The sequence below is a fragment of the Nemorincola caseinilytica genome (genome assembly GCF_039540515.1).
Taxonomy (GTDB): domain Bacteria; phylum Bacteroidota; class Bacteroidia; order Chitinophagales; family Chitinophagaceae; genus Nemorincola; species Nemorincola caseinilytica.
Genome location: NZ_BAABFA010000023.1, coordinates 29,353 through 48,558, shown reverse-complemented (window position 1 = coordinate 48,558; position 19,206 = coordinate 29,353). Strand labels below are relative to the sequence as shown.

Annotated in this window: 17 protein-coding genes; 15 read left to right on the top strand and 2 right to left on the bottom strand. The window is 51.1% G+C overall.

Annotated elements, in window-relative coordinates; translation table 11 throughout:
* The first annotated feature begins 53 nt into the window (after positions 1-53).
* The 15 genes from ABD843_RS14405 to ABD843_RS14335 all read left to right on the top strand — a co-directional run bounded on the left by ABD843_RS14405 (position 54) and on the right by ABD843_RS14335 (position 17,687).
* The gene (locus ABD843_RS14405; protein ID WP_345084558.1) at positions 54-1,061 is read left to right on the top strand and encodes a sugar nucleotidyltransferase; all 1,008 of its coding nucleotides are present in this window, start codon (positions 54-56) and stop codon (positions 1,059-1,061) included.
* On the top strand, positions 1,058-2,830 hold the full coding sequence (locus ABD843_RS14400) for a tetratricopeptide repeat protein (RefSeq protein ID WP_345084556.1): 1,773 nt from the start codon (positions 1,058-1,060) through the stop codon (positions 2,828-2,830). The genes ABD843_RS14405 and ABD843_RS14400 overlap by 4 nt, the downstream gene beginning before the upstream one ends.
* Positions 2,823-3,680, top strand: coding sequence for a lipoprotein insertase outer membrane protein LolB1 (gene lolB1 / locus ABD843_RS14395; RefSeq protein WP_345084553.1), 858 nt, complete (start codon positions 2,823-2,825; stop codon positions 3,678-3,680). Before ABD843_RS14400 ends, lolB1 begins: the two co-directional genes overlap by 8 nt.
* A gap of 22 nt (positions 3,681-3,702) precedes the next feature.
* Positions 3,703-4,272 (top strand): ATPase, encoded by a 570-nt coding sequence (locus ABD843_RS14390; protein ID WP_345084550.1) that lies wholly within the window; start codon positions 3,703-3,705, stop codon positions 4,270-4,272.
* Positions 4,269-4,448: a hypothetical protein gene (locus ABD843_RS14385; RefSeq protein ID WP_345084547.1), complete on the top strand. Its 180-nt coding sequence runs from the start codon at positions 4,269-4,271 to the stop codon at positions 4,446-4,448. The genes ABD843_RS14390 and ABD843_RS14385 overlap by 4 nt, the downstream gene beginning before the upstream one ends.
* A gap of 166 nt (positions 4,449-4,614) precedes the next feature.
* Entirely contained in the window at positions 4,615-4,935 is a 321-nt protein-coding gene (locus ABD843_RS14380) for an ArsR/SmtB family transcription factor (RefSeq protein ID WP_345084544.1), read from the top strand.
* Position 4,936: 1 nt separating this feature from the next.
* Positions 4,937-5,911, top strand: a complete 975-nt coding sequence (locus ABD843_RS14375; protein ID WP_345084541.1) for an SRPBCC domain-containing protein — start codon at positions 4,937-4,939, stop codon at positions 5,909-5,911.
* A gap of 3 nt (positions 5,912-5,914) precedes the next feature.
* A complete protein-coding gene (locus ABD843_RS14370) occupies positions 5,915-6,358 on the top strand; it encodes an SRPBCC family protein (RefSeq protein ID WP_345084535.1) in 444 nt (147 codons plus the stop codon).
* Positions 6,359-6,448: 90 nt separating this feature from the next.
* Entirely contained in the window at positions 6,449-7,870 is a 1,422-nt protein-coding gene (locus ABD843_RS14365) for an MATE family efflux transporter (protein ID WP_345084532.1), read from the top strand.
* Between the two features lie 296 nt (positions 7,871-8,166).
* A complete protein-coding gene (locus ABD843_RS14360; RefSeq protein ID WP_345084529.1) occupies positions 8,167-10,494 on the top strand; it encodes a TonB-dependent receptor in 2,328 nt (775 codons plus the stop codon).
* A gap of 9 nt (positions 10,495-10,503) precedes the next feature.
* Positions 10,504-13,581, top strand: coding sequence for a tetratricopeptide repeat protein (locus ABD843_RS14355; protein ID WP_345084525.1), 3,078 nt, complete (start codon positions 10,504-10,506; stop codon positions 13,579-13,581).
* 18 nt (positions 13,582-13,599) lie between these two features.
* Positions 13,600-15,219 carry a hypothetical protein gene (locus tag ABD843_RS14350; RefSeq protein WP_345084522.1) on the top strand — a complete coding sequence of 540 codons (1,620 nt, stop codon included), beginning with the start codon at positions 13,600-13,602 and terminating at the stop codon, positions 15,217-15,219.
* A 34-nt stretch (positions 15,220-15,253) separates the two neighbouring features.
* Positions 15,254-16,162: a hypothetical protein gene (locus tag ABD843_RS14345; protein WP_345084519.1), complete on the top strand. Its 909-nt coding sequence runs from the start codon at positions 15,254-15,256 to the stop codon at positions 16,160-16,162.
* Between the two features lie 6 nt (positions 16,163-16,168).
* Positions 16,169-16,837, top strand: coding sequence for an NAD-dependent epimerase/dehydratase family protein (locus ABD843_RS14340; RefSeq protein ID WP_345084517.1), 669 nt, complete (start codon positions 16,169-16,171; stop codon positions 16,835-16,837).
* Between the two features lie 7 nt (positions 16,838-16,844).
* Positions 16,845-17,687: a glutamate--tRNA ligase family protein gene (locus ABD843_RS14335; protein WP_345084514.1), complete on the top strand. Its 843-nt coding sequence runs from the start codon at positions 16,845-16,847 to the stop codon at positions 17,685-17,687.
* Between the two features lie 587 nt (positions 17,688-18,274).
* Here the strand turns inward: ABD843_RS14335 and ABD843_RS14330 are convergent.
* Positions 18,275-18,871: a hypothetical protein gene (locus tag ABD843_RS14330; protein WP_345084512.1), complete on the bottom strand. Its 597-nt coding sequence runs from the start codon at positions 18,869-18,871 to the stop codon at positions 18,275-18,277.
* A 41-nt stretch (positions 18,872-18,912) separates the two neighbouring features.
* Positions 18,913-19,173, bottom strand: coding sequence for a hypothetical protein (locus ABD843_RS14325; RefSeq protein ID WP_345084509.1), 261 nt, complete (start codon positions 19,171-19,173; stop codon positions 18,913-18,915).
* Positions 19,174-19,206 lie beyond the last annotated feature (33 nt).

Here is a 19,206-nt window from a genome sequence, read left to right as displayed (position 1 = left end):
CCCTATCATTTCCGATCGATAAGAAGCAAAAATTTTAAACTCTTTATAATAACATGAACATCATCATTCCAATGGCCGGCATGGGCAAACGCATGAGGCCGCATACGCTTACTACTGCCAAACCACTGCTGCCTGTAGCCGGTAAACCTATAGTACAACGGCTGGTAGAGGATATACTGGCCACCAGCAATGAGAAGGTGGAAGAGATAGCCTTTATCATAAGCCCTGCCTTTGGCAAGGAGGTAGAGCAGCACCTGTGCTCGGTAGCAGAGGCGCTGGGCGCAAAAGGCAAGATATGCTACCAGGAGACCCCGCTGGGCACCGCACATGCCATACTGTGCGCAGGCGATACCCTGGCTGGCAATGTGTTCATAGCATTCGCCGATACCCTGTTCAAGGCCACCTTCAGCATAGATACCGAGAAGGATGCGATAGTGTGGACACAGAAGGTGGACGACCCTTCGGCATTCGGCGTAGTGAAGCTGAATAAGAAGAATGAGATAGAGGCCTTTGTAGAAAAACCGAAGGACTTCGTATCGGACCTGGCGATAATAGGCGTGTACTACTTCCGCGACGGGCTGCGCCTGCAGAAAGAGCTGCAGCGCCTCATAGACAACGATATAAAGCTGAAAGGCGAATACCAGCTTACCGACGCTATGGAGCATATGCTGAACAACGGCGTGAAATTCTATACTGGGCAGGTAGAAGAATGGCTGGACTGCGGCAATAAGGATGCTACCGTATATACCAATGGCCGCATACTGGATATAAAACATGGCAAGGAAGAGCTGATACACCCATCGGCCACCATCACCGATTCGGTGATAATACCCCCTTGCTACATAGGCGCCGGTGTCACAGTGACCAATTCGGTGATAGGGCCACTGGTATCGCTGGAGAAAGGAGTACGGGTATCGGACTCGCGTATCACCAACAGTATAGTGCAGGCCGACAGCATTGTTAAAAATGCCTGCATCGATAATTCCATGTTGGGCAAAAGCGTAACTTACATGGAAAAGCCCTCTGAACTGAGCATAGGCGACTTCTCCACACAGCAATGAACATAAAGGCTTCCATATATACCCTGTTACTGTCTATCGTGCCTTTTGGCAGTGTGCTGGCCCAGCCGGCATCGCTGCAGATAGGCGATACCACCACGGCCGAGAACAAGACCATAGAAGGAAAAGAGGCGCGTACGGACGAGCTTTTCTTTGAGGCCATAACGGCGCACAGGCATGGAGACAATGCAACGGCCGCTACCCTGCTCACACAATTCATAGCCGAAAGGCCGAAGGTAGCTGCAGCTCACTCTGAGATGGCGCGCATACATGCCGAAAGGAAGAACATGGACGCCGCTATGCAAAGCATGAAAAAGGCGATAGCGCTGGACACGAACAATAAGTGGTACCAGGAGATATATGCCGCCCTGCTGGACTCTGCAAAGAACTATGCCGGGGCAGCAGATGTGTATGCACAGCTATCGCGGAGGGATGTACGCGACAAGGACTACCCCGGCCTGGCGGCAGAGGCCTATGAGAAAGCAGGCAAGAAGGAGGAAGCGCTGAAATACCTGGATATAGCCCTGCAGCGCAACATGGACGATGAGGAACTGATGGTGCGCAAACTGAGGCTATACCTGGGCATGAACAAGCCTGAAAAAGCTACTGAGGTAGTAGAGCAGATGATAGCCAACGAGCCACGCAATGGCGAATACTATAGGCTGCTGGGCAGGCTCTACGACAACAACAACATGACGGCAAAGGCCACCACGCTGTATGAGCAGGCCCTGAAAAAACTGCCAAATGATGCCTTTGTACAATCGGGCATTGCCGAACATGCACTGAAAATGGGCGATACCACGCGCTATACTACCTATATAAGAAAAGCCATCACTAACCCCTATGCAGAGACCGATGTACAGGTAGATATACTAAGGGACTACATACAGGGAGCGCCCAACCCGGCAGCGGCGCTGGCAGATGCACTACCCGTGGTGGAGCAGCTGGCAGCACAAGACCCTGGTGATGCTGCCATACAAGAGTTGAATACCTCTATACTGGAGTATTATGGCGAAACGCTGGAGAACAGTGGCAAAAAAGACAGCGCAGCCATAATATACAAGCGCATAGTGGCACTGCGGCCGGGCACATACGATGCCTGGGGGCACCTGCTGAATGTATACCTGGAAAAACAGTATGCCGATTCGCTGATAAAGTATACCGAAAAGGCCATGCGTCTTTTTCCCAACCAGGCCATAGTGCATTTCTACAACGGCCTGGGGTATATGAACAAGGATAACAACCCTGCCGCCATAAAGGCGCTGAACCGCGCCATAGACCTGCAGCCCGATAACAATAAAGATGCGCTTGCGGCTATGTACAGTACCCTGGGAGATGTATACTATACGGCCAAACAATACATACGGTCGGACGAGGCATTTGATAAGGCGCTGGCCATAGACCCCGCTAATACCAATGTACTGAACAACTACAGCTACTACCTGTCGGAGCGCGGTCTGCGGCTGGACGATGCAGAAAAGATGTCGAAGCGTGCGCTGGAGCTGCGGCCTGATGAGGGAACCTACCTGGACACTTACGGGTGGATACTGTATAAGAAGGGCGACCTGAAACAGGCCAAAGTATTTATACAAAAAGCAATAGACATAGCAGGCAGCAATGCCGACGGCACCCTGTACGACCACCTGGGCGATGTGCTGTATAAGCTGAACGAAAAGGACAAGGCCGTAGAAGCATGGAAAAAGGCCAAAGAAAAAGGGACGGATGACAAGAATATCGATAAAAAGATCGGGGAGGGGAAACTGTATGAATAAGATAGGTTCGTATATCGTGGCGCTGGTAGCGCTGCCTGTATTGTTCTCTTCCTGCATACTACAGAAAAAGGCAGGAAAGAAGAACAAGAAGGAGCAGGCGGTGACCACCACCGTGCGCGATACGATACAGACCGTACAGGCAACACCGGACACTACCCCAACAGTGCGACCCGACGCAGAGCTGCTGACCATGCTGCTGCCACTGCAAAGCAAGCGTATGGACTACCGCACATTCAGCGGCAAGGCAAAGGTGAGTTTTCAAAGCCCGGACAAGTCTGCCGATTTCTCTGCCAATTTCCGCCTGAAAAAAGATAGTGTGATGTGGGTGAATGTGACCGCCCTTGGCGGACTGTACCCTGTGGCCAGGATGCTGATGACCCGCGACAGCTTCTTTATGGTGAACCATATAGAAAAAGAGGTGACACTGCTGCCGCTGACCGATGTAAGCAAAGTACTACCGGTATCGGTAACGCTGCCACAACTGCAGCATGTGCTAACGGGAGACCCTATAGTGGATGCTACCCCTATGAGCGCCGAGCAGAAAGATGCCATGTGGACGATACACATGCTGGATGCCACCTATATGCAACAGCTATCATACAGGATGGCAGACAGTACCCTGATGACCTGTGACCTGCAGCCCCTGCAGGCGGGCGGCCCACATGCACTGCTGGTATATGCTGCCTATGCCATGGTGAGCGACCGCAGGCTATCTACAGAGCGTACCGTAGATGTGCAGAACGGGCTGAAGAACTACCACCTGGAAATGAGCATCACGAATCCCGAATTCGACAAGGCGCTGGACTATCCCTTTTCCATACCAAAGAACTATACCATAAAAGCGCACTAGCGCAACGGCGGAACAATAACACATGGCCGATCTTTACATCATAGCGGGGTGCAATGGCGCGGGTAAGACCACGGCCAGCTTTACCGTATTTCCTGATGTACTGGGCTGCCGCGAATTTGTGAATGCCGATAATATAGCTGCTGGTATATCTCCCTTCAACCCCGAGAGTGTGGCCATAGAGGCCGGCCGCATAATGCTGCACCGTATAGACGAGTTGCTGGAGACCGGCGTGGACTTTGCCATAGAGACCACCCTGGCCACCCGCAGCTATGTGGGGCTGGTGCATAGGGCGCACCGGATGGGATATACGGTAACACTCATTTACATATGGCTTACCACGCCCGAACTGGCGCTGCAACGCGTGGCAGAGCGCGTGCAAAAGGGTGGCCATAACATACCCGGCAATGTGGTGAGGCGCAGGTATTACAAGGGTGCACACAACCTCTTTCACCTGTTCATGCCCATATGCGATACATGGATAGTGGCCGACAACTCGTACGGAATACTGGAACCGATAGCCCGAAAGGAGTCGGAATTTGAAAATATCATTGAAAACCCCGACCTTTGGTCTGCGCTAAAAAAGCTTTCATGAGCCGTAAACAGGACAACGCTGAGTTGCTCAATAAAATAGAGGCCGGTCTTAAACTGGCGATACGCAAGCTCTATGAACAAAAAGCTGCCAATAATGAAACGGCAGTGATATGCGTGAATGGCGAAATAAAGCGCGTACCCGCCCGAGACCTGCTGAAGCTGCAGGAAGGTAAATAACCTTTCTTTTCCCCGGATATCTTATCAGTACTCTGCAACAGAAGTGTTGTCAGATCATCGTATGACCTGCTGATGCATTCGTGCAACGACAACAGGAATAATTTTCTGTGCAAATATTTTACAAAACCAAAAGGTTGCATATTTTTGCAACCAAAAGGTTTCATTTATGCGCAGAGATGTTTTTCAGGCCATTGCCGACCCCACCCGCCGAGAGATACTAAATATGATAGCGTACAAGCCGCTGAACGTGAACTCGGTGGCAGAGCACTTCGATGTGAGTCGTACCGCTATCTACAAACACATGAAGATACTCATAGAGTGCGGGCTGGTAGATGTAAAGCAGCAGGGCAGGGAACGCTATTGCGAAGCAAAAATGGAACGACTGAGCGAAGTATCGGACTGGGTGGAACAATACCGTAAGTTCTGGACGGCCAAACTGGACTCGCTGGAAAATTATCTGAACGAACTACAAAAGAAAAACAAATAAGATGCAACACACTGACACACTACACACTGACACACATACACGCGAAATAGTACAGGAACGCCTGCTGAACGCACCAAGAGAATTGGTATTCGATGTGTGGACACGCCCTGAGCATATAGCCAAATGGTGGGGCCCTACCGGCTTCACTACTACCATACACGAAATGGAAGTAAAAGAGGGCTGCATATGGCGATCGACCATGCATGGCCCTGATGGCACCAACTACCCCAACCTGATAAAGTACAAGGAAGTGGTACGCCCCGAAAGACTGGTGTACGACCACGGTACAGGTATAGAGGGCGACCCTCACCGCTTCGAGGTGACGGTGACCTTCGAAGATGTGGATGGCAAGACCAAACTTACAATGCGCTGCGTATTCCCTACTGCGTCCGAACGAGACGCAGTAGCGGGATATGCCGTAGAAGGTGGCAGACAGACCATAAACAAGCTGGAAGACCACCTGGCAGCCATACAGGATCATAGTACAGGCCTTACGCATCTTATGACCCGCACCCTTGACGCCCCCATATCGCTGGTATGGAGGGCTTGGACCGAGGCCAGGCACCTGGCCACATGGTGGGGCCCGAAAGGCTTCGACACACAGGTGGCAGAGCTGGAACTGCGCCCCGGCGGGCTGTTCCACTACAGCTTTGCAGCACCCGGCGGCCCGGTGGAATGGGGCAGGTTCATCTTCCATGAAGTGAGCGAACCGAACAGGCTGGTGTTCGTAGTGTCTTTCTCTGACGAGAACGCAGGCGTGACACGGGCACCTTTCAGCGCCGACTGGCCGCTGGAGATACTGAACGTAGTGGAAATGAAGGAAGAAAATGGAAAGACCACGCTGAACCTTTGGATAAAGGCCCTGAATGCAAATGAGAAAGAACAGGATATGTTCCGCAGCATGACGGGCTCTATGGTGGAAGGCTATGGTGGCACATTCGATAAACTGGGAATACTACTAAAGACCATCGCCTGACCTATGAAAAAGACCGATAAAAGCCTTTTCATTGAGCGTACGCTCAATGCCCCTGTGAGCCTGGTATGGAAGGCATTCACCGATCCGGCACATATAGCCAAATGGTGGGGACCCAACGACTTCAGCAATACCATATATACAATGGACCTGCGCCCCGGTGGCGCATGGGAACTGGTGATGCATGGGCCTGACGGTACCGACTATAAGAACAAAAGCATCTTTACCGAGGTAGTAGAGAACGAACTGATAGCCTACGACCATGTATCGGGGCCAAAGTTCCATGCCACTATACGGTTCAGGGCCGATGGAGACAGCACACATCTTTCGTGGCACATGGAATTCGACTCGCCGGAGCAACTGGATAAAGTGATAGAGCAGTTCAAGGCGGACAAGGGCCTGGAGCAGAACATAGAAAAACTGGAAAAACACCTTGGGAGCATGAGATAAGGACACCGCATCCATTCAGAAATTTGTGGATATCTGCATCGGGCATCCTTTTACCTTTGCTACCCTTACAAACACACAAGACCTATAACAATGAACAACAATGAGGCCGTAAAGGCCGGGAAGCCCAATTACTGGGCCATAATACGCTCTGCCCTGCGCGGAGACGAGTACGATTTTACCACTATAAGCCTGGGCAAGGCAGTGGCGCTGCTGGCTATACCTATGATGCTGGAACTGGCACTGGAATCGGTATTCGCAGTGGTGGATATATTCTTTGTGAACAAGCTGGGCGTACATGCCGTGTCGGTAGTAGGCCTTACGGAGTCCGTCATCACACTGGTATACTCGGTGGGCATAGGCCTTAGCGCCGCCGCTACCGCTATGGTGGCCCGGCGCGTGGGCGAAAAGAATACCGAAGAGGCGGCCCATGCCGGCGCACAGGCCATACTGCTGGGCGTCATATCATCGATAGTGATAGGTATACCGGGCTACATATATGCAGGTGATATACTGCGGCTGATGGGCGCCGAGCCTGCGGCCATAGAGCAGGGCATCACCTATGCCCGCATCATGTACGGCTTCAATATAGCCATCATACTGCTGTTCCTTATCAATGGCGTGTTCCGCGGGGCGGGCAACGCATCTATAGCCATGAAGAGCCTTTGGCTGGGCAATGCCTTTAATATAGTGCTGGACCCCCTGCTTATATTCGGCATAGGGTTCTTTCCCGAATTCGGGGTAACAGGCGCGGCCATAGCCACCACTACCGGCCGCAGCATAGGCGTGCTGTACCAGCTATACCACCTGTGGAAGGCATCGGGCACGCTGAAGATAAAGGCCCATCATTTCAGGCCGTCGGCCAATATCCTGAAAGGGCTGATAGGCATAGCTTCGCCTGCTACCTTCCAGTTCATCATAGCATCGGCCAGCTGGATATTCCTGGCAACTATGGTGGCAGAGTATGGCAGTGCGGCATCGGCAGGATACCAGACGGCCATTCGCATGGTGGTATTTTTCATAATGCCCGCCTGGGGTATGAGCAATGCCGTGGCCACGCTGGTGGGGCAGAACCTGGGCGCACAGCTACCCGACAGGGCAGAAAAGAGTGTGACCATGACCATAAAATACAATGTGATATTCATGGCCTGCGTAACGGTGCTGTTCCTGTTCTTTGCCCATCCGTTGGCAGGTATGTTCATACCTGCAGCGCAAACGGAGCAAATGCAATATGCGGCACAGGCGCTGCAGATCATCAGTGCGGGTTATATATTCTACGGTATAGGCATGGTGGTGACACAGGCCTTCAATGGCGCGGGCGATACCCGCACACCTACATGGATCTATTTCTTCGGCTTCTGGGTGTTCCAGATACCTTTTGCATGGCTGCTGCACAAGTATACCGACATAGGGGTGACAGGGGTATTCATAGCCGTACCTGTGGCCGAGACCCTGATGGCGCTGGCCGTATACCTGTTCTTCCGCATGGGTAGATGGAAGACGGTGAAAGTTTAGAATTATGAATTATGAATTATGAGTTATGAATTATGAATTCGTGATGCATGTGAGAATGGAATATGAAGTATGAAGTGGCTCCACTTTCTGCTTCATATTTCCTGCATTGGCGATATCCCCCTTTTGGAGGGAAATGGCTCTGTCCTAACAGAATATAGGGGCGGTCGCATCTGAATTTTCACAAAATTATAGCATTTGTTAGCCATTAGGTTATTCCTATCTTTGTCCGGTTTGAAAATTGGGTATGCATCGTATACCGAAAGCCATTTTACATACATTCTAAACACACTTATATCATGCAAAAAAGCTTAGGCCTCCTGGCCGCTTTTCTTTTCCTATTGCCCTTTCTTGCCAGCGCGCAAAATAATAATGGTACGATAAAAGGTTTCGTATACGACAAGAAAACGGGCGAACCTATGATCTACACCAACGTGACGGTGATAAATGGCAAAACAGGTGTGCAGACAGATGTGAACGGCTACTTCTCCCTAACCCTCGCACCGGGCAGCTACAAGCTGCTGGTGACCGCAATAGGCTATGACAGCAGCATCACCGATGCGAACATACTGCCGGACGCTATCGTGACCAAAAAGATATACATCACTACCAAAGAGGTATCGCTGAAGGACGTGACGGTATCGGGCCGCAAGACCGAGAAGCTCACGCGCATCAACACAGGTGTGACCACCGTAACACCGCGCCAGCTGAAGATGCTGCCCAGTGCCGGTGGCGAGCCCGATGTGGCACAGTACCTGCAGGTGATACCGGGTGTTATCTTCACCGGCGACCAGGGTGGCCAGCTATACATACGCGGTGGTTCTCCATCGCAGGTGGGCATATATCTTGATGGTGTTACTATCTACAACCCCTTCCACTCTATAGGCCTGTTCTCTGTGTTCGAGACAGAGGCCATCCGTAACGTGGACGTTTATACAGCAGGCTTCAGCGCACAGTACGGCAACCGTACTGCGGCCATAGTGGACGTACACACCCGCGACGGTAACAAGAACCGGATAAGCGGCCTGCTTTCGGCATCGCCCATCATGACGAGGGCAATGGTAGAAGGCCCACTGGTGAAGTCTAAGAAAGACAATGGCGCCGGTATCTCTTTCCTGGTGACAGGCAAGCAGAGCTACCTTTACGAATCTTCCAAAGCACTATATGGCAGCCTGGGCGATGCATATGCCAACGGCCTGCCCTTCCAGTTCCGCGACCTGTATGGCAAGGTGACCTTCAGCGGTGACAATGGTAGCAAGCTGAACGTATTCGGCTTCAACTTTGACGACAGGGCCAACCTGTTGAACGATACCACAGGCGAGAAAATAGCCGACTACCGCTGGAAGACCACAGGTGGCGGCGCTACCTTCGTGGTATCGCCCGCCGGTACTTCTGCACTTATAGACGGTAAGTTCGCCTACTCGCACTACGACATAAGCAACGAAAAACTGAGCTCCGGCACCGATACCCTGCCCCGCACCAGCAGCGTAGGCGGCTTTGAGGCGGCTATCAACTTCACCTACTTCCTGAAGAACTACAGCCAGTTGAAATACGGTGTGGAGATAAATGGCCTGAACACATCGCTGAGCTACTACAGCAGCGCGGGGGTATCTACCACGCAGGACAGGCAGGGCACCATAGCATCGCTCTACTTCATGTACCGCCACAACCTGAACACCAAAGTGATAATAGAGCCCAGCTTGCGTATACAGTACTACTCTGAGCTGAACAGGATGTCTCCTGAGCCCCGCCTTGGTATCAAGTACAACATATCGGACAACGTTCGCCTGAAGGGCGCTACGGGTATCTATTCGCAGACCATCGTTAGTACTAAATCCGATATAGACATCGTGAACCTGTTCGCAGGTTTCCTCCTGAGCCCCGACCAGAGGATAAGGAACGCGAACGGAGAGATCGTAAAATCGAACCTGCAGAAATCGTACCATGCAGTATGTGGCCTGGAAGTGGACGTGAACCGCGTGGAACTGAACGCAGAGCCCTGGATAAAATACTTTGACCAGATAAATGAACTGAACAGGCACAAGACACAGGTGAACGACCCCGACTTTGTAGCCTCATCGGGTATAGCCAGCGGTATAGACCTTTCTGCCAAATACAGCAAGGACCGCATCTACCTCTGGGCCGCTATGGGCTACCAGGTGGTGAACTATACCGGCATAGACGGCAAAGGCAACAAGCAGACCTACCCTGCCCCCTTCGATACGCGCTTCAACAGCAATATAGTGGCCTCCTACACTGCAGGCAGCAAAAAGGACTGGGAACTTTCTGCACGCTACAACCTGCGCGCACCATTCCCCTTCACGCAGACACAGGGCTTCTACGAGAACTTCTCTATGGGCCTGCAGACCAATCCCGCAGTGCCTAATGGCCAGGTGAACATAATATATGCCGACGAGATAAACGGCGGCCGCCTGTCCTACTTCCACAGGCTGGACCTCTCTGCCAAGAAGCATATACCGCTGAGGGAGCACTCGAGCTTAGATCTGACGTTCGCTGCTACGAACGCTTACAACCGCAATAACATTTTTTATGTGGACAGGTTGACGAACACTAAGAAATACCAGCTACCTTTATTCCCGAGTGTAAATCTGACATGGAACTTTTAAAACTGTCTGATGAACTTACTACCCCGGAGACCTTCGCTTATGATCATGGCCTGTATCGCTATCGCGGTGAGGGCACCCTATGCATATGCACAAGTGAATGCTTCGCAGGCACCGCATAATAAATATCCATCCCTTTCGGACGAACAGCAGCACCAGGGCCATTATGCGGTATCGGGGCTGTCGGCCTCGAAAGGCGTAAAAACTGACGACCGCAAAGTAGCGCAGCCCGACCCATCGGATGCTGACAAGGCCAGGTTCAATATGGCGGTGGCCAAGCTGAAGGCCGATGCCGGGGACGCACCTGCCTATGCCGTGAAGACGCTGAGCGAGACAGTGAACCCCGCATATACGCAACGCCTCAGCTACACACTGGCGCAATACTACTTTCAGAAAGACAAGTATGCTGCGGCCATAAAGTACTACGAAGAGGCAGGCGTGGCCAACCTGGACAATGATGAGGTAGGCGACCAGAAATTCGAGCTGGCGTACTGCTACTTCAATAACAAACAACTGGATAAGGCCAAACCTCTCTTTGCCTACATCAAAGACCTGAAGGGTACCAAATACTACATGGCGGGCAACTACTACTATGGCCTGCTATGCTATAACGAGAACAAGTATGATGAGGCGCTCCGCAGCTTCGACATCATAAAGGACGAGAAAGAATACCGTGCCTATGTACCATACTACATAGCCGAGATATACTACTTCAAAGGCAACAGGGCGAGGGCGCTGTCGCTGACAGATACCCTTATCAGCAGCAAGGAGAAGTCGTTCTACCACAATGAGCTGCACCTGCTGGCCGCACAATGCCTCTTTGAAGAGCAGGAATATGCCCGTGCAAGGCCCTACTTCGAGTATTACTACGAGCATACCAAGAAGATAGGCAAGGAAGACCTGTACAAGATGGCTTATTGCTACTACAGGCTGGGCGAATGGAAGAACGCCACCGAAAAATTCAAGATGCTGAGCAATGCCCACGACTCGCTGGGCCAGACATCTATGTACCTGCTGGGCGACTGCTACCTGAAAACAGGTAACAGGGTAAGTGCGCGCAATGCGTTCGGGCTGTGTGCAGATATGCCATATAACAAGCCGCAGCAGGAAGCCGCCATGATATTGTACGCCCGCCTCAGCTATGAGAACGGCAACAATGACGAGGCGCTGCGCATGACCAATACCCTGCTCACCAACTTCCCGAACTCGAAATTCACGGACGAGGCAAAGACCCTGCGCTCGGACCTGCTGATAAAGACCAGTCAATACGAGGACGCTCTGCGACTGCTGCAGGATGTGCAGGCGAAGGACGAGCATTACAACATGGTGTACCAGAAGACCACCTATGGCTATGCTGTGCAGCAGTTCCGCAAGGGAGAGGCCGCTGTGGCAGATGAATATTTTGCCAAGTCGCTATCTACGCCGGTGATACCCGAGTATGAGCGTGCCGCCTACTTCTGGCGCGGCGAGCTTGCCTACCACGACAAACGCTATTCGGATGCTATAACTTATTCACAGAACTTCATAAGCCGTATAGGCGACATAAGGATAGTAGAGAAGATAAGCCCGCAGGCCACCGTGCAGCATGCCTACCTGAACATGGGCTACTCTGCACTGGAAATGGGCAACTATGTAGCCGCACAGGACTACTTCGCTCAGGCCAGGCTGGCGGCATCGGGCGATACTAAATTCGTGGCAGCTACCAATGTGCTGGAAGCCGATGCCGTGTTCCTGCAAAAGAACTATACCAAGGCGCTGGGCCTTTATGAGAAGATAATAGCATCGGGTAGTACCGATGCTGAGTACGCACAGTTCCAGAAAGGTATAATACTGGGTCTGCTGAACCGCAACCAGGAGAAACTGGCATTGCTACAGCAGATAGCCAGGTCGAAGCCACCATCCACATACGCGGCCAATGCCCGCTACGAGATAGCAGTGACACAGATGGATATGGAAAGCTATAAGCCGGCCATTTCCTCTTTCAGATACCTGATAGATTCTGCGGCAGATAAGAGCTTCGTAGCGCGATCGCTGATGAAGACGGGCTTTGCTTATCAGCAACTGAACGACAATGCGAATGCCATAGCCGCCTACAGGCGCGTGGTGACAGAGCACCCGGGTGCAGAGGAGCGTTTTGCAGCGCTGGAGGCATTGAAGAACCTGTATGTACAGTCGAACCAGCCGGGCAAATATGCCGAGCTGCTGAACGAGAGCGACCTGCCATCGGGCGATAGTGGCGCTGTAGAATCGGCCTACTATGCCGCGGGCGAATCGCAATTCATAGCAGGTAAATGGGAAGAGGCCCGCCGTGCCTATACCGACTACCTGAAACACTACCCTAACGGCATCAATGCCATTAAAGCCCATTACTACCTGGGTGAAAGCAACTACAGGCTGAAGAAATTTGCCGAGGCCCGCGAACATTTCAATGCGGTATTGGCTACACCATGGAACGATTTCTCTGAGAGCAGCGCACGCCGTGCGGCGGTGATAGCCATGGAACTGAAAGACGCCGAAAGCGCCTATAAGACCTATCTGCTACTGCGCACCAATAGCGCCGAGAATAGCCAGAGCGAGGCCATATACCGTGGGCTGATGAAGAGTGCATACCACTCGGGCAGGCATACCGAGGCCAACGCATATTCCGATACGCTCACGGCCTCGCCCACTACATCGGCCGATGGCCTTGCCGAGGCAAAGCTCTACAAGGCCCGCTGCCTGCAAGTGACCGATAAGGCTGCCGAGGCACTGGAGATATATAAACAACTGGCAACTGGCAAAACAGGCGAAATAGCAGCCGAGGCCCGCTACCACATAGCCCTGACACTGAAACAGCAGGGCAAGCTGAAAGAGGCAGAGGATGCCGCGAACGAAAGCATAAGGCTGTCATCGGGCTACGAGACCTGGGTGACGGGAAGTTACCTGCTGCTGGCAGATATATTGATAGAGGAAAAAGACCTCTTCAACGCAAAGGCACTGCTGCAAAGCATAGTGAAGAACACAAAGAATGCAGAGCTGAAGAAAGAAGCTACCAGGAAGCTGGATGAAGTAAAGAAAATGGAAAAGCAGCAAAGCAAGCTGGAGGATTAAAAACAAGACAAGCGTACAATGAGAATAAGGCACGGCCTCATATTGGTATCACTTATGTCTGCAACGATGGTGCACGCACAGCGTGGCGCCGATACTGTGCTGAAAGGCTCTACCATAGAAGTGACCCAGTCTTACAAGCCCAAAGTGAAACAGGCCCCAAAACCCGAGTGGAAGCCGGCCATGCCTGCAGTAGACACTTCCAGGCCACGCCTTAACTTCGATGTGCCACAGCAGACACTTTACTACGCATACAACTCTACCCCGCTGCGCCCGCTGGCCCTTGGCAAGAATACCGGCGAGCAGGCCTACCCCAACTATGTGAAGCTGGGCGGGGGCAACCTGTCTACCATATATGGCGAGGCAGGTATAGGCAGCATACGCGGCAAGGACCACGAAACGGCTATACATCTGCATCATATATCGCAGAAGGGACAGATAGTGAACCAGCGTTCATCACTGTCGGGCGCCGATGCCGCTTTTGCCATGCACAAGCCTGCAGAGGACTGGCATGCCGGCCTGTCGGCAGCCCACAACAGGTATAGCTACTATGGCTACGACCACATGCTGTACAACTATGAGCAGGAAGATGTAAGACAGGCGTACACCTCGGTAAGGATATCGGCAGGGATGGACAATAACAAGGATACTTCATCAGAATTGTCCTATGCGCCCGATATAAGTGCATCTTACTATGCGGCGCGACACAATACATCGGAGATATCGGCCATGCTGCATGTGCCCGTTACATACAAATTGAACAAGAGCCTGGGCCTGCACATAGACCTTTCGGGCGCAGTGGCCAGCTACAAGGCCGATACCATTACCACACCCAACAACTATGTGATAGCCGCCCCCGGCCTGAAGCTGAATACGAAGAATTTTAGTGGCCATGCGTTGGTGGGCTTTGGCCTTGGTAAAGGCAGTAACGGATATATACTACCCGATCTGCAGGCCACACTGGAGCTACCGAACCTGAGCGCATGGGTAACAGGCGGATGGAAAGCATCGCTACGGCAGAACACCTATGAACAGCTTACCACAGAGAACCCTTATATGGCCAGCCTGTATCCTGTGGTACAGACCCGCCGCGATGAGATATTCCTGCAGGTACAGGGTGGCGGCGGCGATCATTTCGCCTACTCGGCCAAGGCCAGCTGGTGGAACTATGCCGGTCTGCCCACCTTCCTGAACGATACCGGCGACCAGAAGACCTTCCGCCTTATATACCAGGATGTTCAGGCCATATCGGCACAGGTATCGGGCAGGTATTTTGTGGCCAGGCATTGGTCGGCAGGGCTTACAGCAGAGCTGTTCAGCTTCTACAGCAGCACCGACCTGCATGTATGGCACGAGCCTACTACACGCATAACCGCCGATGTGACCTATGACGTGACCAAGAAACTGCACACATCGCTGGGCTTCTGCTTCCTGGGCGGCATACATGCCCGCGATGCGCAGTATAATGCCATTGTCCTGAACCCCGTTACCGACCTGAACATCAACGGTGAATACCAGATACTGCCCCGTCTTTCTGCCTTCCTGCAGGTGAACAACCTGCTCAACAACAAGTACCAGCGCTGGTACGGATACCAGGTATACGGTATCAACATTTATGGCGGCCTGCGGTTGAAATTCTAAATAAAAGCACTACTTTCATAGGCTAATTGTCACAATGGATATAGCGAAGTATATAGGGTTGTACCTGCTCAAGAACCAATTTTGTTACATACATGGGCTGGGCAATATGGAGTTGCGGAAAGTACGCGCTACTTATGATGGCAATGCCCTGCAACCACCCTCTTACGAGGTGATCGTGACCCCGGGCGGATCGATAGATGACAGCTTTGCCAATTTCATAGCCACCAATGAGCAGATAAGCATATCGAAAGCGGCCAATACCCTGCGCGAATACAGTGTACAGGCCCGCAAAGACCTGGCCATGGGCAAGGAGGTGCATATACCCAATATAGGCCGGTTCGTAGAAAAGGATGGCAAAGTATCTTTCATTACCGATGAGAAATTCAACTATACCCCCGCAGGTATACCGGTGATAAAGAACAGCAAGCAACTGGATGAACAGAACTCGAAACTGTCGCACAAACCCTCTTACCCGCCGCCTGCCAAGGCCGATTCGGTGAACTGGCGGATGGTGGTACTGGTGCTGGTGTTCATCATCATACTGGGTGCAGGTGGCTATTTCGTTTACTACTACATTACCGAGAACAATAAACCTGCACCGGTGGCCGCGCCTGTGATAGATACTACCGCAAAGCAAGTACTGCCCGAGCCGGACACCCTGGCGCCACAGGTAGACACCGTGGACAGCAATGCACAACTGGTAGTAGACTCTACATTGGAGAACGACTTCAAGATGGTGATAGGCAGCTACCGCACAAAGGACCGCGCCGACAAGCGTGTAGGTATGCTGACACTGAACGGCAACAAAGTAGAAGTTGTTGAAAAAGACTCTGCCAATTTCTTCGTGGTCACTACCATCTCCTGCCGCATAATGGACACCACAAGAGTGAAAGACTCTCTGAAACAGTGGTTCGGGTATAAGGATGTGATGATACTGAAATAACTGGTCATGAATAAGAATGCGCTCAGGATCATTATCACCGGCGCTACCGGCATGGTGGGCGAAGGGGTACTGCACGAATGCCTGAACCATCCTGACGTGGCCGCAGTACTGGTGATAAACCGCAAAAGCATTGGCCTGTCGCACCCCAAGCTGAGGGAGGTGATACACCCCGACCTTTACGACCTTTCTGCTATAGAACAACACCTTTCGGGCTATGATGCCTGCTATTTCTGTCTCGGTATATCGTCGGTAGGCATCAGCAAGGAAGAATATTACAAGATAACCCATACGCTCACCATGCATGTGGGGGAAACCCTTTGCCGGCTCAATAAGGATATGGTGTTCTGCTATGTATCGGGTGCGGGCACAGATAGCACCGAGCAGGGACGCAGCAACTGGGCACGCGTAAAGGGCAAGACCGAGAACGACCTGATGAAGTTGCCTTTCCGGAAAGCATATGCTTTTCGCCCGGGTTTTATAAAGCCTACACCGGGGCTTACGCGTACACATAGCTTTTACAAGTACATCAACTGGTTGTTCCCCATAGGCAGGGCGATAGCGCCCGGTGGCTTCTGTACCATGCGCGAGCTGGGACTGGCCATGATACACATTACCCAGCGCGGGTATGAGCGTGATGTGATAGAAGGTAAGGACATCATACAACTGGCACAATAGTTCTTCGGTGCACACAACTTTCGGAAAGACACGCATAGCGCCCACACCCAGCGGCTACCTGCACATAGGCAATGTACTGTCGTTCGCCACCACTGCCGCACTGGCCGGGCGCACCGGCGCCAAAATACTGCTGCGTATAGACGACATGGACCGCGACCGCGTAGAGCGGGAGTATGTGCAGGACATCTTCGATACGTTGAACTTCCTGGAGATACCCTGGCATGAGGGGCCGCGCAACTACGAGGAATTCGAGCAAGAATACTCGCAGGTACACCGTCTGCCGCTATACAGTGCCGCACTGCAGCAATTGTGGGAGGTAGGGCATGTATTTGCCTGTACCTGCTCGCGCGCGCAGGTACTGAGCCACAGCAAGGATGGCAGCTATCCCGGCACCTGCAGGCATAAAGGCCTGCCGCCGGATACAAAGGACGCCTGCTGGCGGCTGCGTACTGATGTGAATGCCGTAGTGCATATGCGCACATTGCAGGGCATAGAAGAACATCCCTTCCCTACCCTGATGGCAGACCCTGTGATACGGAAAAAGGATGGCTACCCTGCATACCAGTTATCATCGGTGGTAGATGATATGCACTATGGGGTGGACCTGGTGGTGCGAGGTATGGACCTGCGGCCATCGACACTGGTGCAACTGTACCTGGCAAAACTGCTGCGTGCTGGCTCATTTCTTGATACAACTTTTCATCATCATGGATTGGTATCGGGGGCGGATGGGATGAAGTTATCTAAATCGGCGGGGGCGACATCGGTGAGGTACTTGCGGGAGCAGTATGGTACGAGGGAGGAGGTGTGGCGGGTAATTCGGCAATGCGGTAATGTGATTACAATTTGACAATCGGGAAAGGTGCATTTTGTGGAAATATTTTTATAGGAAGGCATCTTCATTGATAATCAATCATTTATAGTCGTTTTCGCCTCATTTTATGCACATTTTATGCTTGTTTCATGTCGGTCTTATGTACATAAAATGTACCTTCTATGTCGGTCTATGCACCTTTTGTGTAGGTGTGAGTACCTGAATTAGTTTACACGGGTACCCGGATAATGCCCCAAAAAGTATATAGTGATGTGCCATGTAGGTATATGTACATATTGTGCCGGTGCAGGCGCCTTTTGTAGTGGTGGGCGCCGACCGTAACAAATATGAGATATGGATAGGAGTGAACCAAAATGGAGTGACATGATGTGCAGAGAAAGTGTACATCATGGTTTGACCCCCTGATCCGTAGGATGGAAGGATGGGCATGATGTATTACTTGCGACCAAAACAGAGGTTTTAGTGGCTCCTTTCGCAAGCGAACGCTTGCATTAGCGAAGACGAAGCGAGACACTTCGACCAGGTCGGGCACGATGCATTACTTGTGGCCAAACAGGGGGAACGGCTCCTTTCGCAAGTGGAACTTCAATCAGGCGGGGCAACTAGAATGTCCGTTCAAACAATACTTCTTCGGCATCGAACGTTTTTTGAGTTTCATTCCATGATGTGGCAAGAAATCTTATTTTTTTTGTGTTAGAATTGAAATTAGTTTCCGCTATTATTACAATAAACGTACCGGCTAAATCTACAAATACATCATGATATGAGTTTAATATGTAACTCCAATTATCAACTAAGTGATCTTGTCTAATAGTATCCCAAGAATTCCATGTCCATACAATAAGTATTTTTAGCGGGGCATATACTGAGCATAGCTTTTGCACTTCTCTCTCTGGATCACCATCTAAATCGTTTTCAACCTCAATAAATATCTTTCTTACAGGCCATCCGAAATTCACAGATCTTTGAACTAATGAGATGTCTATTTTTAAAAACTCTTTTTTTTCTTTTTCTAATTCTAAGTCTAGAGCAATTTTGTCTATAAAATAATTCGAATAAAAATTTGTCCTATTCTTCTTTATCGAAACATTTGTTGTTTGATCAAGCATTCCATAGTATTTTTCCTGTGGAGTATTCTTGAGATGAAAAATAAAACTTCTTCTAAATTCTTGCCATAGTTTTAGTGATTGGTCTTTCATATCTATTTAAGTAAACGTATTGAATGAAAAAATTCAAATAATTAAGCACCGCTTAAAACCTTCGATAACTGCTGAAACTCCTCACCCGAAAAGGAAACACTATTTCCCTTTTCCATGTTCTTCATAGACCGCTCTATTCTTTTCTTTACTTCTTCCGGAGTCTCTTCACGGAGCACCTCCATTTTCGAGGTCGAGAAAGGAATGTGTATCTCCTTTGTATTGATAGGATGAAAGTTCTTTTTCTGGCCCTTGACAGGTGAATTACCAAATTCATTGGACTTTATCCCTATTGATCGTTTCATAGATAGAGTATATAAAATACAAATCTATGAAAA